Below are 26,114 nucleotides of genomic sequence, written 5' to 3'. Positions count from 1 at the left end.
CCATGGAGAACATCACCGTCTCGGCCCACATCCAGCCGGACACCCATTTCCGCGTCACGCCGTTCGCGGACCGCGCCTACCCCTTCGTCAGCCTCCGCATCGGCGGTGACAACGTCGAGGTCGCGCTTCTCGCCGTCCCCGGCACCTCCGAGGCCCTGCGTAACCTCGCCTCTGCCGCGATCGAAGCCGCCGGCGCCCTGGACGCGCTTACCTCCGATGCGCGGGAGGTGGCCGGCCGTGGCTGACCTCACCCCGACCTCGGACCGACCCGGCCTGCATGTCTCCGCAGAACCGATCTACCGCAAGCACGACGACCCCGCCCGCTGGTGGAACACCACCGCATCCACCCCCACCGGCTCCTACACCTGCGGAACCTGCGGCGACTCCGACACCGCCCGCGGCGCCTCCCGCGTCCGCGCCCTGGTCCAGGACTGGACCGACAACCACGGCCCCGCCCACCGAGGCGGTCGCCGATGAACACCGTGCGTCGGGTCCTGGACCTGTTCTCCTGCGCTGGCGGTGCCGGAAAGGGCTACGCGGACGCCGGATTCGCGGTCGACGGCTGCGACATCGCCGACCGCCCGAACTATCCCTTCCCCTACCACCGCGGTGACGCCCTCGAATACCTCGCCCGCCTGATCACCACCGGCGAGATCGAGCGCTACACCCTCGTGCACGCCTCCCCGCCCTGCCAGGCCAAAGCCGCCCTCACCGTGGGCACCAACGCCTCCCAGGGCTGGGGCGGCGCACACGAAGACCTCGTGACACCCACCCGCGAACTCCTCGACGCCTCCGGGCTGCCATACGTGATCGAGCAGCCCAACGGCAAAGCGGAGATCCGCAAGGACCTAACCCTATGCGGGGAAATGTTCGGACTCGGCGTGCTGCGCCACCGCAACTTCGAACTCGGCGGCTGGGGCGTCGTCCGACCGGCTCACCCCAAGCACCGGGGCTACGTGCGCGGCTGGCGCCACGGCGTCTACCGCGACGGCCCCTATGTGGCCGCGTACGGGGAGGGCGGCGGCAAGGCCACCGTGGCGGAGATGCAGGCCGCGATGGGAATCACGTGGACCGACGTCCACGAGGAACTCACCGAAGCGATCCCGCCCGCCTACACCCGGTGGATCGGCCACGCCTTCCTGACCGCACGCCAGGAGGTGTTCGCATGACCGACACCGCCACCCTGGCGGGCCTGGAGGACCCGGCCACCCTCACCGACGTGCTGAGGCTGGCCGGGTCCGCTGGCTTCGACCGCATCCAGGACCAGATCCGGCGTACCGGCGGCTGCTCCGACCCGATCCACCTGCAAGGCTCCACCGTCACCCGCGACCGCACGACGGGTCAGATCCTGCACCGCTACGACACCGACAACGAGCCTGGCGGCCGGCTGCGGATCGCGTGCGGCAACCGTCGCGCGTCCCGCTGCCCCGCCTGCGCCTGGACCTACGCCGGCGACACCTACCACCTCATCCGCGCCGGCCTCGTCGGCGACCCTGCCAAGGGCACCCCCGAGACCATCCGCGACCACCCCCGCGTCTTCGCCACCCTCACCGCGCCCTCGTTCGGCCCGGTCCACAACCGGCCCGGCAACCGGCCCTGCCGCTGCGGTCTACGGCACGGCGAGGACGCGCCCGAACTCGGCACCCCCCTCGACCCCGACAGCTACGACTACGCAGGCGCCGTGCTGTGGAATAACCACGCATCCGACCTGTGGCGGTACTTCACGATCTACCTGCGCCGCGAGATCGCCCGCCGCGCCGGCCTCACCCAGAAGGAGGCGCACGCTCAGTCGCGGGTGGCCTTCGGCAAGGTCGCCGAATACCAAAAGCGCGGAGCCGTGCACTTCCACGCTGTGATCCGCTTCGACGGGCCCGAAGGACCCGACTCCCCACCGCCGGCCTGGGCAACCCTCGACCTCCTTACCGACGCGATCCATGCCGCCGCCGGCCGCGCACAGGTCGACGTGGCCCCGGCTAGGTACCAGCCAGACCCCGACCAGCCGGCGTTGACCCAACCCGCCCGCACCCTGACGTGGGGCACCCAGGTCGACGTACGCCCGATCCGCGCCTTCGGTGAGGGAGAGGACATCACCGAGGCTGCGGTGGCCTCCTATGTCGCCAAGTACGCGACCAAGGCGGCCGAGACCACCGGCACCGTGGACCGTCGCATCGGCAACAAGGAAGCACTCGCCCTGCTCGGCGTCCCGGACCACCCGCGCCGGCTGATTGAAGCCTGCCTCGACCTGCACGCGCTCTACCCCGATCGCAAGCTGCGGGACTGGGCTCACATGCTCGGCTTCCGGGGCCACTTCTCCACGAAGTCACGCCGCTACTCGACCACCCTCGGTGCCCTGCGCCAGGTCCGCGCCGACTACCGCGCACAGCAGCAACGCCGCTCCCTCGGCCTGCCCAACCCGGACGACGAGACCGAGGCGACCACGCTCACCCTCGCCCACTGGGCCTACGCCGGTCACGGCCACACCCCCGGCGAATCCTGGCTCGCCGACAACATCCGTCGTGACATCCAACTCAGCCGCGACACCGCCCGCGAGGAGCTCGCCTCTCTGGAAGGAGCCTGACGTGAAAGATGAGTTGATGACCGTTCCACAGATCCTTAGCGAGCTTGGCGGAGTGTCTCGACGGACGTTCTACCGCTGGCGTGAGCTGGGACATGGGCCAGCTGCGTTCAAGCTGCCCAACGGGGAGCTCAGGGTCTGGCGGAGCGACTTCACCACGTGGTTGCGGCAGCTGGAGGCAGCAGCGTGAAGTCTCTGGACATAAAGGTGTGGGGCGTTCGTAAGCGGAACACGAAGAAGTCGTCCTATGACGTTCGGTGGGTCGTCGCGGGGAACGTGTTCTCGGAACAGTTTCGGACCAAAGGGCTGGCGGATCACTACCGATCCAAACTGCTCCAGGCCGCGCATGGGGGCGAGGGGTTCGACACCGCCAGCGGGTTGCCTGACTCGATGGTCGAAAAGGCAGCTTCGATGAGCTGGTACGCCTTTGCTCTGAGGTACCTCGCGATGAAGTGGCCCCACGCTGCTCCCAACACGCGCAGTGGGATCAACGAGTCGCTGACGGCGGTGACCATGGCTCTTTTGGCCGACCGACCTGGCCAGCCGCCTGAAGAGCTGATCAGGAAGACGCTCCGCAACTGGGCGTTTGTCCTTCCCGGGCCCGATGAGCGCGAGTTGCCCGATGACGTCGCGAACACTCTGAGCTGGGTCTCGAAAGCTTCGCGACCTCTGGCAGACCTCGGTGATGCCGCCCTGGCAAGGACGGTCCTGGACTCGCTGAGGCTGAAGCTCGACGGCACCGCGGCAGCCGCGGAGACCGTCCGGCGTAAGCGACGAACCCTGGTCAATGCTTTGCACTACGCGGTGGACCTCGGGGAGTTCAAAGAGAACCCGGTGGCCCGGATCCGGTGGAAGAAGCCGAAGGTTGCCGGAGAGGTCGACCCGCGCGTGGTTGCCAACCCCGAGCAGGCACGTGCTCTGCTGACGGCCGTGTCGTACGTCGGCGGGTACGACCGGGCCCGCGGTCGTCGACTCGTCGGCCTGTTCGCCTGCATGTACTACGGAGCCTTCCGGCCGGCTGAGGCGGTGGCGCTCAGCGAGGCGGACCTGAAGCTGCCCGAACGCGGGTGGGGTACGGCGCTCTTGAACCGGACGCGGCCCAGTGCCGGAAAGCAGTGGACGGACTCAGGTGAGACTCATGACGACCGGGGTCTCAAGAATCGCCCCGCAGAGGAGGTCCGGCTCGTTCCGATCCCGCCTCAGCTCGTCACCATTCTCAAGCACCACCTCGACGTCTTCGGCACTGCTGAGGACGGACGGTTGTTCACGAACGAGCGTGGGGGAGTGGTCGGGTCGTCGACGTACTACCGCGTTTGGCAGGAGGCTCGGACGCTGGCCTTTTCGCCGGCCGCGGTCGAATCACCACTCGCTGCTCGGCCGTACGACCTCCGGCACTCAGCCTTATCGACCTGGCTCAACTCCGGCGTTGACCCCACCGAGGTGGCCCAGCGGGCAGGAAACAGCGTTGAAGTCCTGCTCGGCCGCTACGCGAAGTGCATCGACGGGCGACAGGAGATCGCCAACCGGAAGATTGAAGATCTCCTAAGCGAGTACGAGTAAAATAGGTCGCTCCGCGAACAGCCCTCAGCCCTCAGCCCTCACGGGTTGGGGGCTTCGTCGTGTACTGGCCGCACTTTCTAAGCCGCCGGTTGCTGGATGCACCTTTCGCGCCACTTTCCCCCTCGCTGCTGCTCGGGCGCCCCAGGAGTCCCGTCCGATTCGCCCTCTACGCGCGGCCGGACAGAGTGCCGACCCTCGCTATATGGGGGCTTCCAAGAAGTCGACGCGCAGGCTGGGTGAGTCACGGCTGATGTGCCCGTACTGCGGTCTGCCACAGGAACGAGTGGCGACGATCGAACACGACTGGGTGCTGTTGGAGCCCGACATGACTCCGCTCGCCCACCTGGTGCCGGCGGAGTACCGGTGGATCGAGACGTCCGACGGGCGAGTGGCGGTGTACGGCGTCTGTCCTGCCGAGCCTTTCCAGCGGTGCCGCATCGAGCATCGTCTCGCCTGTCCTGAGCAGACACTCCCGGACCTCTGGCCGTGGTTGACGAGCCTGCGAGGGGAGAACGCCCGGCAGGCTGAGCGGTTGAACGAGCCGGAGCCGCCCCATGCTCCCGAGGAGTGGCCGGACGCCGGATAATGGGCTTCGGCTGAATCGGTGGGCTGACCTGTGGCGATGCTCCAAGATCCTGTCCACAAATAGTCCACAGAGGCCGTCATAGGGCCGCTCAGGGCCGCATACGCCTGCACATGCAAGAAGACCCCGGCCTCAGCGTTTCCGCTGGTGACGGGGTCTTTGGGCACCTCATAAGGGGTGCCCCCGGCAGGATTCGAACCTGCGCACACGGCTCCGGAGGCCGTTGCTCTATCCCCTGAGCTACGGGGGCGTCTGGCCTTGAGCTGTTGCTCGCGGCGACGGGTAGAACACTACCAGCTCGGTCGGGGTGATCAGGAACGGGTTTCGCGAGGGGGCTCGTCCGCGGGTGCGGAAGTCGGGAAAACCCGGACGCGGTGGCCGGTCCGGACCTACTCTCGAGTTGTGCCAGGGGCGTCGGGCCGGGTGCTTGTTGTGGACGACAACAAGGTCATCCGGCAGCTGATCAGGGTCAATCTCGAACTGGAGGGTATCGAGGTCGTGACCGCGGCCGACGGTGCCGAGTGTCTGGATGTCGTTCATCGGGTGCGTCCCGACGTGATCACCCTTGATGTCGTCATGCCCCGGCTCGACGGGCTGCGGACCGCCGCCCTGCTGCGTGCGGATCCGCGGACCCACGATCTTCCGCTCGCCATCGTCAGCGCCTGCACGCAGCACGAGGTCGAGACCGGTCTCGACGTCGGCGTCGACGCGTTCCTTGCCAAGCCCTTCGAACCCGCGGAACTCGTCCAGGTGGTGCGGGAACTGATCGGGCGGCGGCTGGGCCGGGGCGAGGGGGACGAGGTCCGGTGCTCGGGGGAGCGGGCCGGGGGCAACCCCGCCTACCCCTGATTCCCCATCTCCGATTCCCGATCCCTGATCCTCATCTCCGATTCCCGATTCCCGATTCCCGATCCTCGCTCTCCGATCTCTGCTGCCGGCTGCGCCGCCGTCTCCGGTGACCCCGGCCGTCCCGGCTGCCGACTGCGCCGCCTCCCCGCTGCCCCGCGCTGTCGGCTGTGCCGCCGCCGTCCCCCTTTGTCGGCTGCGTCCCCGTCCCCGGCGTCCCCCGGCGACCTCGGCCGCCCCGTCGACCGCCCCCGCTCCCGCCGCCGGCTGCCGCCCTCGCTCCCGCCGCCGGCTGGCGCCCTCGCTCCCGCCGCCGGTTGCCGCCCCCGACCCCGCCCCCGCCCGGTCACCCCCCACCCCCGCTGCCCCCACCGCCCCGTCCACATGCCGGAAGCCTGGCCAAACCGGCTCGCATACCCACCCCCTTCCTCCCCTACGCTTGTCCCGTGACTCCCGTCGAGCTCTCCCGTACCGTGCAGCGTGCCGTGCGCCGTGCCGTGGATGCGGGGGAGCTGCGTGTGGCCGTGCCGGAGCGGGTCGTGGTGACGGCGCCCGGGCCCGGCGGGTGCGGGGACTACGCGACCAACGTCGCGCTGCAGCTCGCCGGGGCCGCCGGGCAGCCGCCGGCGCGGGTCGCCGAGATCCTGGTGCCCCACCTCGCGGACGCGACCGGCGTCGAGGACGTCGTCGTCACCGGGCCCGGCTTCCTCAACATCTCGCTCAGCTCCGGCGCCTCGCCGGCCGCCACCCTGGTCGGGGAGATCTGCCGCCTCGGGGCCGGCTACGGCCACGGGGACGCCCTCGCCGGACAGGTGGTCGCGCTGCGGGTGCCGTACGACGTCCGCGCCGAGGTCGTCGCCGACGCCGTGGTCAGGATCGTCGCGACGCAGGGCGGGCGGGGTGAGATCGAGCACGGGGAGCCGGTGAGTCTGCGGCCGGTGCCGGCGCCGGAGGACCCGGCGCCGCTCGGGCCCGACGCCGCCCAGTGGGCGCTGCTGCATCCCGCCGCCCACGACCGGCCCCGGATCACCGCCGACCATCTGGTGCAGCGGGAGAGTAACCCGCTGTTCCGGGTGCGGTACGCGCACGCCCGGGTGCGGGCCGTCGGGCGGGGAGCGGGGCGGCTCGGGTTCGGTGCCGTGCCCGGCGACGTTCCCGACGCCCCGGGCGGTCTCGTCACCGCCCTCGCCGACTACCCCCGCATCCTCAGCGGCGCGGCAATCCGTCGCGCCCCCGACCGGCTCGCCCGGCACCTCGTCACCCTCGCCGACGCCGCGCTGCCGTTCCTGCCGACCGTGCTGCCCCGCGGCGACGAGAAACCCTCGGCCGCCCACCGTGCCCGGCTCGCCCTCGCCGAAGCCGCCGGGACGGTGCTGGCCGGCGGCCTGTCCCTGCTCGGCATCGACGCACCCGATCACCTCTGAGAGAGCCCGAAGAGCAATGAGCCGTTCCGCGCACCCCGCCGGGCCCCGGCACGCCGACGTCCTGCCCGAGGGGCACTACGCCGCCCCGCCCACCGATCTCAACGCCCTCGACCCCAAGGTGTGGGCCCAGACCGTCGACCGGAACGCCGACGGGGTCGTCGCCGTCGGCGGTGTCGACGTGAAGACCCTCGCCGAGGAGTTCGGCACCCCCGCCTACGTCCTCGACGAGGAGGACTTCCGGGCCCGGGCGCGCGCCTGGCGCACCGCCTTCGGGCCGGACGCCGACGTGTTCTACGCCGGGAAGGCGTTCCTGTCGCGGGCCGTCGTGCGCTGGCTGCACGAGGAGGGGCTCAACCTGGACGTGTGCTCCGGCGGTGAGCTGGCCACCGCGCTGTCCGCGGGGATGCCCGCCGACCGGATCGCCTTCCACGGCAACAACAAGTCCGAGGCGGAGATCCGCAGGGCCGTCGAGGCCGGTGTCGGGCGGATCGTCCTCGACTCCTTCCAGGAGATCGTGCGGGTCGCCCACATCGCGCGGGAACTCGGCATCCGGCAGCGCGTGCAGATTCGTATCACCGTGGGTGTGGAAGCACACACGCACGAGTTCATCGCCACCGCTCACGAGGACCAGAAGTTCGGGATTCCGCTGGCCGGGGGGCAGGCCGCGGAGGCCGTGCGGCGGGCGCTGCAGCTCGACGGCCTCGAGGTCATCGGGATCCACTCGCACATCGGGTCGCAGATCTTCGACGTGTCGGGGTTCGAGGTCGCCGCGCACCGCGTGGTCGGGCTGCTCAGGGACATCCGGGACGAGCACGGGGTCGAGCTGCCCGAGATCGACCTCGGGGGCGGGCTCGGGATCGCGTACACGAGTGACGACGACCCGCGCGAGCCGCACGAGATCGCCAAGGCGCTCACCGAGATCGTGACGCGGGAGTGCGAGGCCGCGAGGCTGCGGACGCCCCGGATCTCCGTGGAGCCGGGGCGGGCCATCGTCGGCCCCACCGCCTTCACCCTCTACGAGGTCGGCACCATCAAGCCGCTCGACAACCTCCGCACCTACGTCTCCGTCGACGGCGGCATGTCCGACAACATCCGCACCGCGCTCTACGACGCCGAGTACAGCGTCGCCCTGGTGTCCCGGACCAGCGACGCCGAGCCGATGCTGGCCCGCGTCGTCGGCAAGCACTGCGAGAGCGGGGACATCGTGGTGAAGGACGCCTTCCTGCCGGGCGACCTGGCACCCGGTGACCTGATCGCCGTACCGGCCACCGGCGCCTACTGCCGTTCCATGGCCAGCAACTACAACCACGTGCTCCGGCCGCCGGTCGTCGCGGTGCGGGACGGCGCGGCCCGGGTGATCGTCCGGCGGGAGACGGAGGAGGACCTGCTCCGGCTCGACGTCGGATGACAGCCGGACGACGCAGGGGGAGGGCGCAGGAGGAAGATCTCCTGTCTGCCATCACCGCACAGTGAAATAGATGTCTCACGATCCGGACGAAGGGTAGAAACTTCCGTCCGGTAAGTGAGACTGGTCCAACCGTAGACGGTATGAGGAAACGAGGTCGGATGATGCGTACGCGTCCGCTGAAGGTGGCGCTGCTGGGCTGTGGGGTCGTCGGCTCAGAGGTGGCACGCATCATGACGACGCACGCCGACGACCTCGCCCAGCGGATCGGCGCCCCGGTCGAACTGGCCGGTGTCGCCGTACGGCGGCCCTCCAAGGTCCGTGAGGGCATCGACCCGGAGCTGGTCACCACCGACGCCACCGCGCTCGTCAAACGCGGCGACATCGACGTCGTGGTGGAGGTCATCGGCGGGATCGAACCCGCCCGCACCCTCATCACCAGCGCCTTCGAGCACGGCGCGTCGGTCGTGTCGGCCAACAAGGCCCTGCTCGCCCAGGACGGCGCCGCCCTGCACGCGGCCGCCGAGCAGCACGGCAAGGACCTCTACTACGAGGCCGCCGTCGCCGGTGCCATCCCGCTGATCCGGCCGCTGCGCGAGTCCCTGGCCGGCGACAAGGTCAACCGGGTGCTCGGCATCGTCAACGGGACCACCAACTTCATCCTCGACAAGATGGACTCCACGGGGGCGGGCTACCAGGAGGCCCTCGACGAGGCCACCGCGCTGGGCTACGCGGAGGCCGACCCGACCGCCGACGTCGAGGGCTTCGACGCCGCCGCCAAGGCCGCCATCCTCGCCGGCATCGCCTTCCACTCGCGCGTCCGGCTCGACGACGTCTACCGCGAGGGCATGACCGAGGTCACCGCCGCCGACTTCGCCTCCGCCAAGAACATGGGCTGCACCATCAAGCTGCTCGCCATCTGCGAGCGCGCCGGGGACGGCGGTTCGGTGACGGCCCGCGTGCACCCCGCCATGATCCCGCTGACCCACCCGCTCGCCTCCGTGCGCGGCGCGTACAACGCCGTCTTCGTGGAGTCCGACGCCAGCGGACAGCTCATGTTCTACGGTCCCGGCGCCGGCGGCGCCCCGACCGCCTCCGCGGTCCTCGGCGACCTCGTCGCCGTCTGCCGCAACCGGCTCAGCGGGGCAACGGGGCCCGGCGAGTCGGCGTACGCCGGTCTGCCCGTGTCACCCATGGGCGATGTCGTCACGCGCTACCACATCAGCCTCGACGTCGCCGACAAACCGGGTGTCCTCGCCCAGGTCGCCACCGTCTTCGCCGAGCACGGGGTTTCCATCGATACGGTTCGGCAGACCGGCAAGGACGGCGAGGCCTCCCTCGTCGTCGTCACCCACCGGGCCTCCGACGCCTCCCTCTCCGGGACCGTCGAGGCGCTGCGCAAGCTCGACACCGTGCGGGGTGTCGCCAGCATCATGCGGGTTGAAGGAGAGTAACCAGCAATGACCCACCAGTGGCGCGGAATCATCGAGGAGTACCGGGACCGGCTGCCCGTCTCCGACACCACGCCGGTCGTGACGCTCCGTGAGGGCGGCACGCCCCTCGTGCCCGCGCAGGTGCTCTCCGAGCGCACGGGCTGCGAGGTCCACCTGAAGGTGGAGGGCGCGAACCCGACCGGGTCCTTCAAGGACCGCGGGATGACCATGGCCATCAGCAAGGCCAAGGAGGAGGGCGCGCAGGCAGTGATCTGCGCCTCCACCGGGAACACCTCCGCCTCCGCCGCCGCGTACGCCGTGCGCGCGGGCATGGTCTCCGCCGTGCTCGTCCCGCAGGGCAAGATCGCGCTCGGCAAGATGGGCCAGGCCCTCGTGCACGGCGCGAAGATCCTCCAGGTCGACGGCAACTTCGACGACTGCCTCACCCTCGCCCGCAAGCTGAGCGAGAACTACCCGGTGGCGCTGGTCAATTCGGTCAACCCGGTGCGCATCGAGGGGCAGAAGACGGCCGCCTTCGAGATCGTCGACATGCTCGGCGACGCGCCGGACATCCACGTCCTGCCGGTCGGCAACGCGGGCAACATCACCGCGTACTGGAAGGGGTACAAGGAGTACGCCGCCGACGGCATCTCCACCCGGACGCCCCGCATGTGGGGTTTCCAGGCTTCCGGAAGCGCCCCGATCGTGCGCGGCGAGATCGTCAAGGACCCCTCGACCATCGCCACCGCGATCCGCATCGGCAACCCCGCCTCCTGGCAGTTCGCGCTCGCGGCCCGGGACGAGTCCGAGGGCCTCATCGACGAGGTGACGGACCGTGAGATCCTGCGCGCCTACCGGCTGTTGGCCGCCCAGGAGGGCGTCTTCGTGGAGCCCGCCTCCGCCGCGTCCGTCGCCGGTCTGCTGAAGGCCGCGGAGCAGGGCAAGGTCGACCCCGGCCAGCGGATCGTCTGCACGGTCACCGGCAACGGCCTGAAGGACCCCGACTGGGCCGTCGCCGGCGCCCCGCAGCCGGTCACCGTGCCGGTCGACGCGGCCGCCGCGGCCGAGCGGCTGGGTCTCGCCTAGGCGGTCACCGAGGGCGTCCCCGACCGGGGACTCCGGCGTCCCCGTAGGGCGTCCCCGACCGGGAACTCCCTACGGAGGGGGCACAGGGGGCTTACGACACGCATCGTGCGCCTCCTGTGCGCCCTATGTCGCCACAGAACCTTCCTTCGATAGGCTGTACCGAACCCGCCCGCTGCATATGCCTCCGCATATGGCGCGGTGCCGCGCCGTCTCCACGGCCCGAGGGTCCCCCACGTACCTATCGAATGTCATTCGACCATCACGCAGCTCAAGGAGAGTCATCGAGCGATGGCCGGTCCAGCGTTCCGCGCCGCCGCCGTCCGGGTGCGCACCCCCGCCACCAGCGCCAACCTCGGTCCGGGCTTCGACGCCCTGGGCCTCGCGCTGGGGCTCTACGACGACGTCGTCGTCCGGGTGGCCGACTCCGGGCTGCACATCGACATCGCGGGGGAGGGCAGCGAGACGCTGCCGCGCGACGAGAGCCACCTTCTCGTACGTTCCCTGCGCACCGCCTTCGACCTGCTGGGCGGACAGCCCCGCGGCCTGGAGATCGTGTGCGCCAACCGCATCCCGCACGGCCGCGGCCTCGGCTCCTCCTCGGCCGCCATCTGCGCCGGCATCGTCGCCGCGCGTGCCGTGACCATAGGCGGCGAGGCCCGCCTCGACGACGCGGCGCTCCTTGAGCTCGCGACCGAGATCGAGGGCCACCCCGACAACGTCGCGGCCTGCCTGCTCGGCGGATTCACGCTCTCCTGGATGGAGTCCGGCGCCGCGCGGGCGATCAGGATGGAGCCCAACCATTCCATCGTTCCGGTGGTTTTCGTGCCCGGAAAGCCGGTCCTGACGGAGACCGCGCGCGGACTGCTCCCGCGCACCGTGCCGCACGTCGACGCCGCCGCCAACGCGGGCCGCGCCGCCCTGCTCGTCGAGGCCCTCACCCGGCGCCCCGAGCTGCTGCTGCCCGCCACCGAGGACCGCCTGCACCAGGAGTACCGCGCCCCCGCCATGCCGGAGAGCGCCGCCCTGGTGGAGCGGCTGCGCGCCGACGGCGTTCCGGCCGTGATCTCCGGCGCCGGACCCACCGTGATGGCGCTCGCCGACGCCGGCAGCGCCGAAAAGGTGCAGGCCCTGGCCGGTGCCGGCTGGGCCGCCAACCGGCTGGACCTGGACCTTCAGGGAGCGAGCGTGCTGCCGCTCGCGCCCGCCGGCGACATCTGACGCGCACGATTGCCGGATTTGGAGAGGGGGAATGTTTGTTGGATCCGGTAGTGTTAACCTCAAGTCTGCACCCGACCCCACCATGGCGAGGTGCTTCGTGTCCCCGTCCGGGACAGACATTCTTCCGGGAGTCTCCCAAGCCATTCAGCGTTCTGTATGACGTACCTGGGCAGTACGCCGTACCCGGGCACTGAGAGGGCCGCTGGGCACGCTCCGGAACAGGTGCTACCACGCCACGTGACACCGGGTGCCACGGCTCGTCGGAAGCGCCGTCACCAGATATCTCTTCCGCCGCACTGGCGGACAACCGCCCCGGCACGGTCCACACAAGCAAGGACCGAAAGCCGGACAGCACAACCGGTCGCCGAGCCAGACAGGCCGACGTCCGCTCCAGGGAAGGACCCTTCGTGAGCGACACCACCGATCTGATGGGCGCACGTGTCGAGGAGACCGCTGCCGCGCCCGCCACGGACGCCTCCGCGCCTGCCTCCGGTGCCGGCTCCCGGCGGCGCCGCGGTACCGGCCTCGAGGGCATGGTGCTGGCCGAGCTTCAGCAGGTCGCATCCGGCCTCGGCATCAGGGGCACCGCGCGGATGCGCAAGAGCCAGCTGATCGAGGTCATCAAGGAGGCGCAGGCCGGGGGCGGAGCCCCTGCCAAGGCCGAGGCCGCCGCCGAGACCAAGCCGAAGCGCCGGGCCACCTCGAAGGCCCGCACGGGTGACGAGGCCGGCGAGAAGAAGGCGGAGCAGGCCGTCGAGGCCCCCGCCGAGAAGAAGGCCGTGGCCCAGCAGCAGATCGAGATCCCCGGCCAGCCGGCCGGGCGCGCGGGCGAGGCCGAGCGCGACGGGGACGACGCCCCGGCCGAGCGCCGCCGTCGCCGGGCCACCGCCGAGGCCGGCAGCCCCACCGCCACCGGCGCCGAGACCATCGCCGCCGAGGCGCGGACCGAGCCGAAGGCCGAGACGCCCGCGCAGTCCCAGCAGCAGGGCGACGCCCGCGCCGACGCCGGTGACGAGGGCCGCGGCCGCCGCGACCGCAGGGACCGCGGCCGGGACCGCGACCGCCGTGGCAAGGGCGACGAGCAGCAGGGCGGTGGCCAGGGTGGCCGCCAGGACCGTCAGCAGGACCGGCAGGACCGGCAGGACCGTCAGCCGCAGCCGCAGCAGCAGGGCGGCGGCCGTCAGGACCGCAACGTCGGCCCGCAGGACGACGACGACTTCGACGGCGGACGCCGTGGCCGTCGCGGCCGTTACCGGGACCGCCGTGGCCGCCGTGGCCGTGACGAGATCGGCGGCGCCGAGCCGCAGCTGGCCGACGACGACGTCCTGATCCCCGTCGCGGGCATCCTCGACATCCTCGACAACTACGCGTTCATCCGGACCTCCGGCTACCTGCCCGGCCCGAACGACGTGTACGTCTCCCTCGCCCAGGTCCGCAAGAACGGCCTGCGCAAGGGCGACCACATCACCGGCGCGGTCCGCCAGCCCAAGGAGGGCGAGCGCCGCGAGAAGTTCAACGCGCTGGTCCGCCTCGACTCCGTCAACGGCATGGCGCCCGAACACGGCCGCGGCCGCCCGGAGTTCAACAAGCTGACCCCGCTCTACCCGCAGGACCGGCTCCGCCTGGAGACCGACCCGGGCGTGCTGACCACCCGGATCATCGACCTCGTGTCGCCGATCGGCAAGGGCCAGCGCGGTCTGATCGTGGCCCCGCCGAAGACCGGCAAGACCATGATCATGCAGGCGATCGCCAACGCGATCACGCACAACAACCCCGAGTGCCACCTGATGGTCGTCCTCGTCGACGAGCGTCCGGAGGAGGTCACCGACATGCAGCGGTCGGTCAAGGGCGAGGTCATCTCCTCGACCTTCGACCGCCCGGCCGAGGACCACACCACGGTCGCCGAACTCGCCATCGAGCGCGCCAAGCGCCTGGTGGAGCTGGGCCACGACGTCGTCGTGCTGCTCGACTCGATCACGCGTCTGGGCCGTGCGTACAACCTCGCCGCGCCGGCCTCCGGCCGCATCCTGTCCGGTGGTGTCGACTCGACCGCCCTGTACCCGCCGAAGCGCTTCTTCGGTGCGGCCCGCAACATCGAGGACGGCGGCTCGCTGACCATCCTCGCCACCGCCCTGGTGGACACCGGGTCCCGCATGGACGAGGTGATCTTCGAGGAGTTCAAGGGCACCGGCAACATGGAGCTCAAGCTCGACCGGAAGCTCGCCGACAAGCGCATCTTCCCCGCGGTGGACGTCGACGCGTCCGGCACCCGTAAGGAAGAGATCCTGCTCGGCAACGAGGAGCTGGCGGTCGTCTGGAAGCTGCGGCGCGTGCTGCACGCGCTGGACCAGCAGCAGGCGATCGAGCTGCTGCTCGACAAGATGAAGCAGACGAAGTCGAACGTCGAGTTCCTGATGCAGATCCAGAAGACGACGCCCACCCCCGGCAACGGGGACTAGCCGACAAAGGGGGCTGCGGACCAGTCGTCGGCTGCGGGTTCGTCGTGGCTGGTCGCGCAGTTCCTCCCCCAGCCTTCGGCCGGGGGGGGTACCCCCAGCGCCCCTTCGGGGCGCGTTCAGGAGCCGCTCCCTGCAACGGCAGGGCGCGGCTCCTCGCGTTTTCCTCCCCGGTGTACGATCGCGCCCCTCGGTCAGTTGACCGATTCGCGAACTCCTGATCCCGAGGGGGGACTTAGGTGGGTACACCCACGTCCGGGAGCGGTCGTCACAGACGTCTGACACGGTTCGTGGTGCCCGTCGCGGCGGCCGGAGTCGCCGCCGCCGTCGCGGCCGCACTGATCTCGACCTCTGCCAGCGCGGCCATCCGGCCGACGCCCACGGCCGGGCCGACGGTCGCCGCGCCGTCGCAGGCCACGCTGGACGAGCGCCTCGCCGGCGCCGTCGCCGCCAACAGCGGGACGACGAAGGCGACGAAGACGACGAAGACGACGAAGACGACGACCAAGACGGATTCCAGCGGCTCCACCGTCTCGCCGAAGATCATCGGTGGTGGTGCGACCACCATCGCCAAGGCGCCCTGGATGGCCCAGCTCTGGTACCAGGACACCACCGACGACGTCTCCTTCTTCTGCGGCGGCTCGGTCGTCTCGCCGACGAAGATCCTCACCGCAGCGCACTGCGTCAAGGACGAGCACGGCAAGGCCTACAACTGGAAGGCCTACGGCGTCGTCGTCACCGGCACCGCCTCGCTGCCCACCAGCAACAGCGACGGCACCGACGTCGACCTGCACGGGGGCAAGGTCAGCGGCGTCCTGCGCCAGTGGAACAACCCGTCGTACAGCCCGTCGACCATCAACAACGACGTCGCGGTGCTGACCCTGGCCACCCCGGTCAAGGCCACCCCGATCAGGCCGACGACCAGCGCCGACACGACCTCCTACAAGGCCGGCACCAACGCCAAGGTCTTCGGTTGGGGCCGCACCAGCTCCACCTCGGACGACATCTCCGAGACCCTGAAGACGGCCATGCTGCCGATGCGGTCCGACAGCACCTGCTCGGCCTACTTCGGCGGCCTGTTCGCCAAGGGCCACATGGTCTGCGCCGGCAAGCCCGCCACCGGTACCGACACCGGCACCACCGCCACCTGCAACGGCGACTCCGGCGGCCCGCTGGTCGTCGGCGGCCGGGTCGTCGGCGTGGTCTCCTGGGGCGTCACGGAGAACGGCGTCGAGTGCGTCGTGCGGGGTTCCTACAGCGTCTTCACGAAGGTCAGCACCTACGTCGGTGCCGTCCACGCGCAGATCGCCGACTCGAACCTGAGCTACACCGACGGCAAGGCCGACCTGTTCGCCCGCAAGTCGTCGAACAAGGTCGGCTACGAGCTGGACTCCAAGGGCACCTCGTTCGCCGCCCGCCAGTCCTGGGGCGACTGGAGCGGCGTCAACGTCATCCTCCAGGCCGACCTCGACCGGGACGGCTTCCAGGACCTCGTCTACCGGGTGTCCTCCACGGGTGACGTCTACTGGGACCACTTCGTGCTGAACAGCGCCCAGACCAGCGGCTCCTGGGCCACGAAGAAGATCTTCTCCGGCTGGAAGACCCGCAAGGCCGTCGTCATCCCCGGGGACCTCACCGGCGACTACCTGCCCGACGTGCTCTGCGAGGACTCCAGTGGCGTGCTGTGGCTGTACCCGGGCAAGGGCAACGGCACCTTCGCCGCCCGCGTCAGGGTCGGCGGCGGCTGGAACCAGTACAACCAGCTGCGCGGCGTCGGCGACTTCAACGGTGACGGCAAGGCCGACCTGCTGGTGCGCAGGAGCAGCGGCGGCGACCTGTACCTGTACAAGGGCACCGGCAAGTCCGGCACCGGCCTCTTCTCGGCCCGGGTGAAGGTCCGCTCCGGCTGGACCGGCTACAACACCCTCGCCGCGGTCGGCGACCTGACCGGCGACGGCAAGGCCGACCTCGTGGCCCGGACGACCGGCGGCACGCTGTACCTGTACCCGGGCACCGGCAAGGCGACCAGTGAGATCTTCGGCACAAGGAAGTCGCTCGGTACCGGTTTCCAGCAGTACGACATCTTCGGCTGACATGGCAGGTGAGCGAGGGTTCGCCCCGCTTGCCCGATGACTGCCGGTCACGCAGTGTGCCCATCGCCCCAGGCGGTGGGCACACTGCGTTGTGCAACCCTTTCCCGAGTTTCGCCGTCTGACCAGGCGGAGCGACGATGGTCCGGATACGTGCCGATGATCCTGGTACGCCGGGCCTGACCCTGAAAGCAGGGGGTAACCGACCAGCCGTACGAGAACAGAGGAGCCCATGTCCGCCGAGAGCACGCCCGGCCCGGGTATATCCGGGCCCGGTACGAAGGCCACCAGCCACCGCCGGTCCCACGGGACGCACGGGACGGGCCGCAGGGCGCTGCGCGTCACGGCCTGGACGGCGGCCGGCATCCTCGTCCTCGGCGGCGCCGGCGTCGGCTACCTGTACTTCAAGCTCAACGGCAACCTCAAGACCGTCGACATCAACCAGATGCTCGGCTCCGACCGGCCCGCCAAGGCCGACAACGGTTCCGAGAACATCCTGGTCCTCGGTTCGGACACACGGTCCGGAGCCAACAGGAAGCTCGGCGGTGGCGCGGACGACGGCAGCGCCCGCTCCGACACGGCGATGATCGTCCACGTCTACAAGGGCCACCGGAAGGCCGCCGTGGTCTCCGTCCCCCGGGACACCCTGATCGACCGCCCCGCGTGCACCGACGCGCACGGCACCAGGCATTCCGCGGCGACCGGCGTCATGTTCAACTCCGCGTACTCCACGGGCGGCGCGGCCTGCGCGGTCAGGACGGTGGAGGCGATGACCGGCATCCGGATGGACCACTACCTGGAGGTCGACTTCTCCGGCTTCCAGAAGCTCATCGACGAGCTCGGCGGTGTCCAGGTCACCACCACGAAGGCGATCGACGACCCGGAGAGCCACCTCGACCTCAAGGCCGGCACCCACACGCTCGACGGCAGGCAGGCCCTCGGTCTGGTCCGCACCCGGCACGGCGTCGGCGACGGCTCCGACCTGGGCCGTATCCAGCTCCAGCAGGCGTTCGTCAAGGCCCTCACCGACCAGGTCGAGCAGGTGGGCGTCTTCACCAGCCCCAAGAAGCTGTACAACCTGGCCGACACCGCGACGAAGGCGGTCACCACCGACTCGGACCTCGGCTCGGTGAACTCCCTGATCGACTTCGCGGACGGCCTGAAGTCCATCAGCTCCAAGAACATGCACATGGTCACCATGCCGGTGGAGTACGACCCGTCGAACCCGAACCGGGTGGTGGTGGCCGAGGCGAAGGCGAAACGGGTGTGGAAGGCCCTGAAGAACGACGAGCCGATCCCGGCGTCCGCGACGAAGGGGACGGCGACGGGGCAGGCCAAGGGGGTCGTGACGTCGTAGTCCGAGTGCGGGTGAGTGGGGGCTGGTCGCACAGTTCCCCGCGGCCGACGCCCCTGAAAGGGGCGCGGGGAACTGCGCGAGCGGCCCCCGGACGACCGGCACCCGCACGCGGCGAGACCGCGGCACCCCTCCGGGCGCGACTGTCCCCCCACCCCCGGAATAAAGATCAAAGCCCCCCGGTTTTGGGAGATACGGCCAGCCCTGGCAGACTGGTACGTCGGCCCCGGTTCACGCCCCGCAAGCCCGCGGCAGCGACCCGGTGCCCTCCCGATATCTAGGAGACACCTTGAAGCGCGAGATCCACCCCGAGTACGTCGAGACGCAGGTCAGCTGCACCTGTGGCGCGTCGTTCACCACCCGCAGCACGATCACGAGCGGCACCATCCGCGCCGAGGTCTGCTCCGAGTGCCACCCGTTCTACACGGGCAAGCAGAAGATCCTCGACACCGGTGGCCGCGTGGCCCGCTTCGAGGCCCGCTTCGGCAAGGCTGCCGCCGGCTCCAAGAAGTAGCGAGCCCCATTTCGCCGGTCCACGGCCACGCCCCCGCGAGGGCGTGCCCGGGACCGGCGTTTTTGGTCGCCCGCCTTCCCCTCCCACGCCGTAGCAGTATCAGGAGCCAAAAATGTTCGAGGCCGTCGAGGATCTCGTCGTCGAGCACGCAGACCTGGAGAAGAAGCTCGCCGACCCGTCGGTCCACGCCGACCAGGCCAACGCGCGCAAGCTGAACAAGCGCTACGCCGAACTCACCCCGATCGTCGCCACGTTCCGCTCCTGGAAGCAGACCGGCGACGACATCGAGACCGCGCGTGAACTGGCCGCCGACGACCCCGACTTCGCCGCCGAGGTCAAGGAGCTGGACAAGCAGCGCGACGAGCTCACCGAGAAGCTGCGCCTGCTGCTCGTGCCCCGGGACCCGTCCGACGACAAGGACGTCATCCTGGAGATCAAGGCCGGCGCCGGCGGTGACGAGTCCGCCCTCTTCGCCGGTGACCTGCTGCGCATGTACCTGCGGTACGCCGAGCGCGTCGGCTGGAAGACCGAGGTCATCGACTCCACCGAGTCCGAGCTCGGCGGCTACAAGGACGTCCAGGTCGCCGTGAAGACCAAGGGCGGCCAGGGCGCCACCGAGCCCGGCCAGGGCGTCTGGGCACGGCTCAAGTACGAGGGCGGTGTGCACCGCGTGCAGCGCGTGCCGGCCACCGAGTCCCAGGGCCGGATCCACACCTCGGCCGCCGGTGTCCTCGTCACCCCGGAGGCGGAGGAGGTCGACGTCGAGATCAACCCGAACGACCTCCGGATCGACGTCTACCGGTCCTCCGGGCCCGGCGGGCAGTCCGTCAACACCACCGACTCCGCCGTGCGCATCACGCACATCCCCACCGGAGTCGTCGCCTCCTGCCAGAACGAGAAGAGCCAGCTGCAGAACAAGGAGCAGGCCTTGCGTATCCTGCGCTCCAGGCTGCTCGCCGCGGCGCAGGAGGAGGCGGAGAAGGAGGCCGCCGACGCCCGCCGCAGCCAGGTCCGCACCGTCGACCGCTCCGAGAAGATCCGCACGTACAACTTCCCGGAGAACCGAATCTCCGACCACCGCGTGGGCTTCAAGGCGTACAACCTGGACCAGGTCCTGGACGGCGACCTCGACGCGGTGATCCAGGCCTGCGTCGACGCGGACTCGGCGGCCAAGCTCGCGGCCGCGTAAGGCACGTACGCACGACGACCGAGTACGACACGGAGGACCAGCGTGAACCTGCTGCTCGCGGAGGTGGCCCAGGCCACCCAGCGGCTGGCCGACGCAGGCGTGCCCTCGCCGCGCAACGACGCGGAGGAGCTCGCCGCGTTCGTGCACGGCGTGAAGCGGGGCGCGCTGCACTCCGTCAAGGACTCCGACTTCGACGCCCGCTACTGGGAGGTCATCGCCCGCCGGGAGCAGCGTGAGCCGCTCCAGCACATCACCGGGCGGGCGTACTTCCGGTACCTCGAACTCCAGGTGGGGCCGGGCGTGTTCGTGCCGCGCCCGGAGACCGAGTCGGTCGTCGGCTGGGCCATAGACGCGGTGCGCGCCATGGACGTGGTCGAGCCCCGCATCGTCGACCTGTGCACCGGTTCCGGCGCCATCGCGCTCGCCCTCGCCCAGGAGGTCCCGCGCTCGCGCGTGCACGCCGTGGAGCTGTCCGAGGAGGCGCTCCAGTGGACCCGCAAGAACATGGCGGGCTCCAGGGTCGACCTGCGCCAGGGCGATGCCCTGGACGCCTTCCACGACCTCGACGGCCACGTGGACCTGGTCATCTCGAACCCTCCGTACATCCCGCTCACCGAGTGGGAGTACGTCGCCCCCGAGGCCCGGGACTACGACCCGGAGCTGGCCCTGTTCTCCGGCGAGGACGGCCTCGACCTGATCCGGGGCATCGAACGCACCGCGCACCGGCTGCTGCGCCCGGGTGGTGTCGTCGTCATCGAGCACGCCGACACCCAGGGCGGCCAGGTGCCGTGGATCTTCACCGAGGAGCGGGGCTGGGCCGACGCGGCCGACCACCCGGACCTCAACCGGCGCCCCCGCTTCGCGACCGCCCGCAAGGCGCTGCCGTGAGCACCCCGCAGGCAGTGTTTTCCGACGTCCAGATGTACGTGTACGAGGAGGCCCGCTAGACATGGCACGGCGATACGACACCAACGACGCGACCGACCGCGTGACGGGTCTGCGCGAGGCCGCGTCCGCCGTCCGCCGGGGCGAGCTGGTGGTGCTGCCGACCGACACGGTGTACGGCATCGGCGCCGACGCGTTCACCTCGGAGGCGGTCGCCGACCTCCTCGATGCCAAGGGCCGGGGCCGCAACATGCCCACACCCGTGCTGATCGGCTCCCCGAACACGCTCCACGGCCTCGTCACCGACTTCTCCGAGCTGGCCTGGGAGCTGGTCGACGCGTTCTGGCCGGGCGCCCTCACGCTGGTCGCCAAGCACCAGCCGTCCCTCCAGTGGGACCTGGGCGACACCCGTGGCACGGTGGCCGTCCGCATGCCCCTGCACCCCGTCGCCATCGAGCTGCTCACCGAGGTCGGCCCGATGGCCGTGTCCTCCGCCAACCTCACCGGGCACCCGTCCCCGGAGACCTGTGACGCCGCGCAGGAGATGCTCGGCGACTCCGTCTCCGTGTACCTCGACGGCGGCCCGACCCCCGGCAACGTCCCGTCGTCGATCGTCGACGTCACCCGCGAAGTTCCGTTGCTGCTGCGCGCGGGCGCGATCTCGGCGGAGGAGCTGCGGAAGGTCGTACCCGACCTTGAGGTGGCGAATTGACAGCCCCTGACGCGGGGCGTGGCATAGGCAACGGGGAGAGCGCGGCGGAGATCACGACGACGTTCGTGGGGCTGCCGCGCGACAGCTTCCGCATCCTCCACGTCAGCACCGGCAACGTGTGCCGCTCGCCGATCACCGAGCGGCTGACCCGCCATCTCGTGACGGACCGGCTCGGCGCCTTCCTCGGCGGCGGGCTGGTCGTGGAGAGCGCGGGTACCTGGGGCCATGAGGGCGCGCCCATGGAGGCCAACGCGGAGGCCGTCCTCGCCGACTTCGGGGCGGACGCCTCCGGCTTCGTGGGCCGCGAACTGCTCGACGAGCACGTGATCCGGGCCGACCTGGTCCTGACCGCCACCCGTGACCACCGCGCCCAGGTCATCTCCATGGGCCACTCGGCGGGCCTGCGCACCTTCACGCTGAAGGAGTTCACCCGGCTGGTCCGCGCGATCGACCCGGCGACGCTGCCGCCGACGTCGGAAGGCGTGGTCGTCCGGGCCCGTGCGCTGGTCCGTGCGGCGGCGGCGCTCCGCGGGTGGCTGCTGGCACCGACGGCGGAGGCGGACGAGGTCTACGACCCGTACGGCGCCCCGCTGCCCTTCTTCCAGTCCATCGGCGACGAGATACACGAGGCCCTGGACCCGGTGGTCACGGCGCTGACCGGTGTTCCGGCGCGGATGTAGGTCCACGTCGCTCACACAGTCACCCGGCGCCGCAGGCCGTGCCCACCCGTTCCGCCCTGCGGAACGCCTGCCCACGGCGGTGGCGGATTGCGCGAGGCGAAGCGCCCCGTAAGGGGCGCGGGGAACTGCGCGAGCAACCCCCACCCACCCGCAGTCGCGGGACCGCCCCTCCAGTGGCGGAGCGACCACGCACCTGCAGTCGCGCGGCCGGTCGCGATCGCCCCTCCGGTGGCGGAGCGACCACGCACCCGCGGTCGCGGGACCGCCCGCGATCGCCCCTCCGGCGGCGGAGCGACCACGCACCCGCGGTCGCGCGGCCGGCCGTATCCACCCCTCCGGTGCCCCACCCGTACGCGCAAACCGCGCGTCCGTCCCATACCGGGCCTACATTGGTCATACGTCACCGTCGACCGCCCGGAGCCCCTCATGTCGGTCACCCCTGCCCTCCTCGAGGGCGATCTGCTGCGACGGCAGGATCCCGAGCTGGCCGAGATCCTGCTGGGGGAGCTGGCGCGGCAGTCGACGTCGTTGCAGCTGATCGCCGCCGAGAACTTCGCCTCGCCGGCCGTGCTGGCCGCGCTGGGGTCGCCGCTCGCCAACAAGTACGCCGAGGGGTACCCGGGCAACCGGTACCACGGCGGCTGCGAGTTCGTGGACGTCGCCGAGCGGCTCGCCGTCGACCGGGCCAAGGCGCTCTTCGGGGCCGCGCACGCCAACGTGCAGTCCCATTCGGGGTCGTCGGCCGTACTCGCCGCGTACGCGGCCCTGCTGCGGCCCGGCGACACCGTGCTGGCTCTCGGGCTGCCCTACGGCGGCCATCTCACACACGGCTCCCCGGCCAACTTCTCCGGCCGCTGGTTCGACTTCGTCGGGTACGGGGTGGACGCCGAGAGCGGGCTCATCGACCACGACCAGGTGCGCACGCTGGCCCGCAGCCACCGGCCGAAGGCGATCGTGTGCGGGTCCATCGCCTACCCCCGGCACATCGACTACGCCTTCTTCCGCGAGGTCGCCGACGAGGTGGGCGCCTACCTGATCGCCGACGCCGCGCACCCCATCGGGCTCGTCGCCGGGGGAGCGGCCCCGAACCCGGTGCCGTACGCCGACGTCGTGTGCGCGACCACGCACAAGGTGCTGCGCGGGCCGCGCGGCGGGATGCTGCTGTGCGGTGCGCCCGAGCTGGCCGAGCGGCTGGACCGGGCGGTGTTCCCGTTCACGCAGGGCGGCGCGCAGATGAACTCCGTAGCCGCGAAGGCGGTCGCGTTCGGGGAGGCGGCGACACCGGCGTTCACCGCGTACGCCCATCAGGTGGTCGCCAACGCGAGGGTGCTGGCGGCCGGGCTGGCGCAGGCGGGACTGGCCGTCACGACCGGCGGCACCGACACGCATCTGATCACCCTCGACACCGCGCCGCTCGGCGTCGAGGGGAAGACCGCCCGGGGGCGGCTCGCGGCCGCCGGGATCGTGCTGGACTGCTGTGCCCTGCCGTACGGCGACGCGCGGGGGCTGCGGCTGGGCACCGCCGCCGTCACCACGCAGGGCATGGGAGAGGCGGAGATGACCCGGATCGCGGCGCTGCTGGCGGGCGTGGTGAGCGGAGTCACTGACGCGGGGAGGGCGCGTGCCGAGGTGCGTGAGCTCACCGGTAGATTTCCGCCGTATCCCGGGTGAGACGGGGTAGGCGCAGCGTCGTACACCCCGCTGTGAGCCCGGCTCACAGCCTTGCGTGCAACCATCGTCGCTACCCGGAAGTCCCCATACATATGCGTCCCTCGCTAGGGTGTGGGGCTGTGATGGCCAGCGAGACATGTGGGGAAGCCTGTGCGTGAATACCTGCTGACGCTCTGCATCACGGCCGCGGTGACGTACCTGCTGACAGGGCCGGTGCGGAAGTTCGCGATCGTGGCGGGGGCCATGCCGGAGATCCGGGCGCGTGACGTGCACCGGGAGCCCACTCCGCGGCTCGGCGGGATCGCGATGTTCTTCGGCCTGTGCGCGGGCCTGCTGGTCGCCGACCACATGTCCAACCTGAACGAGGTCTTCGAGAAGTCGAACGAGCCGCGGGCGCTGCTCTCCGGCGCGGCGCTGATCTGGCTGATCGGTGTGCTCGACGACAAGTTCGAGATCGACGCGCTGATCAAGCTGGGCGGTCAGATGATCGCCGCGGGCGTCATGGTCATGCAGGGTCTGACGATCCTGTGGCTGCCCATCCCGGGCGTCGGCCTGGTGGCGCTGACCCCGTGGCAGGGCACCCTGCTGACGGTCGCCCTGGTGGTCATCACCATCAACGCGGTGAACTTCGTCGACGGCCTGGACGGCCTGGCCTCCGGCATGGTCTGCATCGCGGCCGCGGCGTTCTTCATGTACGCCTACCGCATCTGGTACTCGTACGGCATCGAGGCCGCCGCCCCGGCGACCCTCTTCTCGGCCATCCTCATGGGCATGTGCCTGGGCTTCCTGCCGCACAACATGCATCCCGCCCGGATCTTCATGGGCGACTCAGGGTCGATGCTGATCGGCCTGGTGCTGGCCGCCGGCGCGATCTCGGTCACCGGGCAGGTCGACCCGGACGCGATGAACCTGTTCGCCGGGTCCGAGCGCAGCACCGTGCACCAGATGGTCCCGGTCTACATCCCGCTGCTGCTGCCGCTGACGATCATCGCGGTGCCGGCCGCCGACCTGGTGCTGGCGATCGTGCGGCGCACCTGGCGCGGCCAGTCGCCGTTCGCGGCGGACCGCGGGCACCTGCACCACCGGCTCCTGGAGGTCGGCCACTCGCACAGCAGGGCCGTCCTGATCATGTACTTCTGGGCCGCGTTGATCGGCTTCGGGGCGCTGGCCTACTCGGTGAACTCGGCGTCCATGTGGATCGTGCTCGGCGTGGTGTTCTTGAGCGCCATCGGCCTGGGGCTGCTCCTGCTGCCCCGGTTCACGCCGCGGGCGCCGGTCTGGGCGCAGGCCTTCGTGCCGCCCCGCTACCGGCGCCGTGGGGCGGTCGAGCCGGCCGAGGAGCCGTCGGTGGCGACCGCACAGGTCGCGGCATCCCCTGAGCTGGAAGAACCGGCGGAACCGGAGAAGCCGGGCGACGAGCACCGCTCCCCGGTGACGGCCGGAGCGGCCTCGGTGAACGGTGCCGCGGCGGCTTCCGTGAGCGGTGCGGCGGCGGTCCCCGTCAACGGCGCGACCGCCATCGGCCCCCGCTCGCGCCTCCTGGACCGGCGGGCTTCCGAGACCTCCCGCTGACCCCGCCAAGGTAAGAATCTGACTAGAGCATTGCCAAGTCGTGGGGTACCAAAGGCCCCCAATACCAGACACAACGGCTCGGTTTTCGCTCAGACGCGCATGTTCACTCTCATGTGTGACAGCGAGCACACCTAGCAGGTAAAGACCTCATCAAATAGTTTGTGATACGGTTCACGAGAACCCCGGACAGAGTCGAAGGACCCGACTGCGACGGTCCGTCAGCGTGAGGTCTTCGACCCTCCGACCGGGACTACGCTCGTCCATGACGACACCTGCCCCCCTGTGAAAGCGGAGTTGCCGCCATGCCGTCCAATGACGCCCGGAACCTGGCCCAGGCCGCCGTACCCACGGCCGCCGTCGGCGTGCTCGCCGCCGTCGTCAGCGGGGTGGTCGCGGGCGGCAAGGGGGCGATCGGGGCGCTCGTCGCGACGGTGATCGTGATCCTCTTCATGGGGATCGGTCTCTACGTCCTCCAGCGCACCGCGAAGTCGTACCCTCAGCTGTTCCAGATGATGGGCCTGATGCTCTACGCGGCCCAACTGCTGCTGCTGATCGTCTTCATGGCCGTGTTCAAGAACACGACGCTGTTCAATCCCCGGGCCTTCGCCATCGTGCTGGTGGTCGCCACGCTCACGTGGATCACCGCACAGACCCGCGCCCACATGAAGGCCAAGATCCTCTACGTCGAACCCGAGAAGTCCGAGAAGTCCGAGAAGACCGGACAGTCGTCGTGAGAGGTAGGGCCGGGATAAAGGCGTACGAGAGATGCTGCTATCGTCCGGTGCCAACTGCGGCATCGCGGGCGCGGGCATCTGAGCTGACGCCTGTTCAATCGCGAGGCGAGATGCCCCCCAGCCGCCC

General features: G+C 70.4%; 24 protein-coding genes and 1 tRNA gene. 24 read left to right on the top strand and 1 reads right to left on the bottom strand.

Going from position 1 to position 26,114, the window contains the following annotated elements:
• Positions 1 to 2 precede the first annotated feature (2 nt).
• From AB0472_RS23155 to AB0472_RS23125, 7 genes are all read left to right on the top strand, one after another.
• Entirely contained in the window at positions 3 to 245 is a 243-nt protein-coding gene (locus AB0472_RS23155; RefSeq protein WP_366358484.1) for a hypothetical protein, read from the top strand.
• The gene (locus AB0472_RS23150) at positions 238 to 477 is read left to right on the top strand and encodes a hypothetical protein (protein WP_366358482.1); all 240 of its coding nucleotides are present in this window, start codon (positions 238 to 240) and stop codon (positions 475 to 477) included. Before AB0472_RS23155 ends, AB0472_RS23150 begins: the two co-directional genes overlap by 8 nt.
• Positions 474 to 1,169, top strand: a complete 696-nt coding sequence (locus tag AB0472_RS23145) for a DNA methylase (protein ID WP_366358480.1) — start codon at positions 474 to 476, stop codon at positions 1,167 to 1,169. Before AB0472_RS23150 ends, AB0472_RS23145 begins: the two co-directional genes overlap by 4 nt.
• Entirely contained in the window at positions 1,166 to 2,578 is a 1,413-nt protein-coding gene (gene repSA / locus AB0472_RS23140) for a replication initiator protein RepSA (RefSeq protein ID WP_366358478.1), read from the top strand. Before AB0472_RS23145 ends, repSA begins: the two co-directional genes overlap by 4 nt.
• A gap of 16 nt (positions 2,579 to 2,594) precedes the next feature.
• Positions 2,595 to 2,765, top strand: a complete 171-nt coding sequence (locus tag AB0472_RS23135; RefSeq protein WP_366358679.1) for a helix-turn-helix domain-containing protein — start codon at positions 2,595 to 2,597, stop codon at positions 2,763 to 2,765.
• On the top strand, positions 2,762 to 4,135 hold the full coding sequence (locus AB0472_RS23130) for a tyrosine-type recombinase/integrase (RefSeq protein ID WP_366358477.1): 1,374 nt from the start codon (positions 2,762 to 2,764) through the stop codon (positions 4,133 to 4,135). Before AB0472_RS23135 ends, AB0472_RS23130 begins: the two co-directional genes overlap by 4 nt.
• Before the next feature lie 202 nt (positions 4,136 to 4,337).
• Complete coding sequence (locus AB0472_RS23125) at positions 4,338 to 4,721, top strand: DUF6083 domain-containing protein (protein WP_366358476.1); 384 nt, start codon at positions 4,338 to 4,340, stop codon at positions 4,719 to 4,721.
• Positions 4,722 to 4,896: 175 nt separating this feature from the next.
• Here AB0472_RS23125 and AB0472_RS23120 read toward each other — a convergent pair.
• Positions 4,897 to 4,968, bottom strand: a tRNA-Arg gene (locus tag AB0472_RS23120).
• Positions 4,969 to 5,120: 152 nt separating this feature from the next.
• Here AB0472_RS23120 and AB0472_RS23115 point away from each other — a divergent pair.
• The 17 genes from AB0472_RS23115 to AB0472_RS23035 all read left to right on the top strand — a co-directional run bounded on the left by AB0472_RS23115 (position 5,121) and on the right by AB0472_RS23035 (position 25,987).
• A complete protein-coding gene (locus tag AB0472_RS23115; RefSeq protein WP_366358475.1) occupies positions 5,121 to 5,567 on the top strand; it encodes a response regulator in 447 nt (148 codons plus the stop codon).
• A 443-nt stretch (positions 5,568 to 6,010) separates the two neighbouring features.
• The gene (nrtL, locus tag AB0472_RS23110; RefSeq protein WP_366358473.1) at positions 6,011 to 6,988 is read left to right on the top strand and encodes an ArgS-related anticodon-binding protein NrtL; all 978 of its coding nucleotides are present in this window, start codon (positions 6,011 to 6,013) and stop codon (positions 6,986 to 6,988) included.
• 16 nt (positions 6,989 to 7,004) lie between these two features.
• Positions 7,005 to 8,396 (top strand): diaminopimelate decarboxylase, encoded by a 1,392-nt coding sequence (lysA, locus tag AB0472_RS23105; protein WP_366358471.1) that lies wholly within the window; start codon positions 7,005 to 7,007, stop codon positions 8,394 to 8,396.
• Positions 8,397 to 8,554: 158 nt separating this feature from the next.
• Entirely contained in the window at positions 8,555 to 9,847 is a 1,293-nt protein-coding gene (locus tag AB0472_RS23100) for a homoserine dehydrogenase (protein ID WP_366358469.1), read from the top strand.
• Positions 9,848 to 9,853: 6 nt separating this feature from the next.
• The gene (thrC, locus tag AB0472_RS23095) at positions 9,854 to 10,912 is read left to right on the top strand and encodes a threonine synthase (RefSeq protein WP_366358467.1); all 1,059 of its coding nucleotides are present in this window, start codon (positions 9,854 to 9,856) and stop codon (positions 10,910 to 10,912) included.
• A 288-nt stretch (positions 10,913 to 11,200) separates the two neighbouring features.
• Positions 11,201 to 12,130, top strand: a complete 930-nt coding sequence (thrB, locus tag AB0472_RS23090; protein ID WP_366358465.1) for a homoserine kinase — start codon at positions 11,201 to 11,203, stop codon at positions 12,128 to 12,130.
• Positions 12,131 to 12,537: 407 nt separating this feature from the next.
• Entirely contained in the window at positions 12,538 to 14,589 is a 2,052-nt protein-coding gene (gene rho / locus AB0472_RS23085) for a transcription termination factor Rho (RefSeq protein WP_366358463.1), read from the top strand.
• A 287-nt stretch (positions 14,590 to 14,876) separates the two neighbouring features.
• Complete coding sequence (locus AB0472_RS23080) at positions 14,877 to 16,679, top strand: trypsin-like serine protease (protein ID WP_366358461.1); 1,803 nt, start codon at positions 14,877 to 14,879, stop codon at positions 16,677 to 16,679.
• Positions 16,680 to 16,908: 229 nt separating this feature from the next.
• Entirely contained in the window at positions 16,909 to 18,033 is a 1,125-nt protein-coding gene (locus AB0472_RS23075) for an LCP family protein (protein ID WP_366358460.1), read from the top strand.
• A 286-nt stretch (positions 18,034 to 18,319) separates the two neighbouring features.
• Positions 18,320 to 18,544, top strand: a complete 225-nt coding sequence (rpmE, locus tag AB0472_RS23070; RefSeq protein ID WP_030049623.1) for a 50S ribosomal protein L31 — start codon at positions 18,320 to 18,322, stop codon at positions 18,542 to 18,544.
• 112 nt (positions 18,545 to 18,656) lie between these two features.
• Positions 18,657 to 19,733, top strand: a complete 1,077-nt coding sequence (gene prfA / locus AB0472_RS23065; protein WP_366358458.1) for a peptide chain release factor 1 — start codon at positions 18,657 to 18,659, stop codon at positions 19,731 to 19,733.
• Between the two features lie 42 nt (positions 19,734 to 19,775).
• Complete coding sequence (prmC, locus tag AB0472_RS23060; protein ID WP_093499067.1) at positions 19,776 to 20,621, top strand: peptide chain release factor N(5)-glutamine methyltransferase; 846 nt, start codon at positions 19,776 to 19,778, stop codon at positions 20,619 to 20,621.
• 61 nt (positions 20,622 to 20,682) lie between these two features.
• Positions 20,683 to 21,330 carry an L-threonylcarbamoyladenylate synthase gene (locus AB0472_RS23055; protein ID WP_350777730.1) on the top strand — a complete coding sequence of 216 codons (648 nt, stop codon included), beginning with the start codon at positions 20,683 to 20,685 and terminating at the stop codon, positions 21,328 to 21,330.
• Positions 21,327 to 22,010: a protein-tyrosine-phosphatase gene (locus AB0472_RS23050; protein ID WP_093499065.1), complete on the top strand. Its 684-nt coding sequence runs from the start codon at positions 21,327 to 21,329 to the stop codon at positions 22,008 to 22,010. The genes AB0472_RS23055 and AB0472_RS23050 overlap by 4 nt, the downstream gene beginning before the upstream one ends.
• Positions 22,011 to 22,436: 426 nt before the next feature.
• Positions 22,437 to 23,681 carry a serine hydroxymethyltransferase gene (gene glyA / locus AB0472_RS23045; RefSeq protein ID WP_366358455.1) on the top strand — a complete coding sequence of 415 codons (1,245 nt, stop codon included), beginning with the start codon at positions 22,437 to 22,439 and terminating at the stop codon, positions 23,679 to 23,681.
• 150 nt (positions 23,682 to 23,831) lie between these two features.
• On the top strand, positions 23,832 to 25,253 hold the full coding sequence (locus AB0472_RS23040; protein WP_366358453.1) for an MraY family glycosyltransferase: 1,422 nt from the start codon (positions 23,832 to 23,834) through the stop codon (positions 25,251 to 25,253).
• Between the two features lie 302 nt (positions 25,254 to 25,555).
• Positions 25,556 to 25,987 (top strand): hypothetical protein, encoded by a 432-nt coding sequence (locus tag AB0472_RS23035; protein ID WP_366358452.1) that lies wholly within the window; start codon positions 25,556 to 25,558, stop codon positions 25,985 to 25,987.
• Positions 25,988 to 26,114 lie beyond the last annotated feature (127 nt).

The sequence above is a fragment of the Streptomyces sp. NPDC086777 genome (assembly GCF_040702065.1).
Classification (GTDB): domain Bacteria; phylum Actinomycetota; class Actinomycetes; order Streptomycetales; family Streptomycetaceae; genus Streptomyces.
Note: the sequence above shows the minus strand (reverse complement) of the source record. Positions and strands in the feature narration are given on the sequence as shown.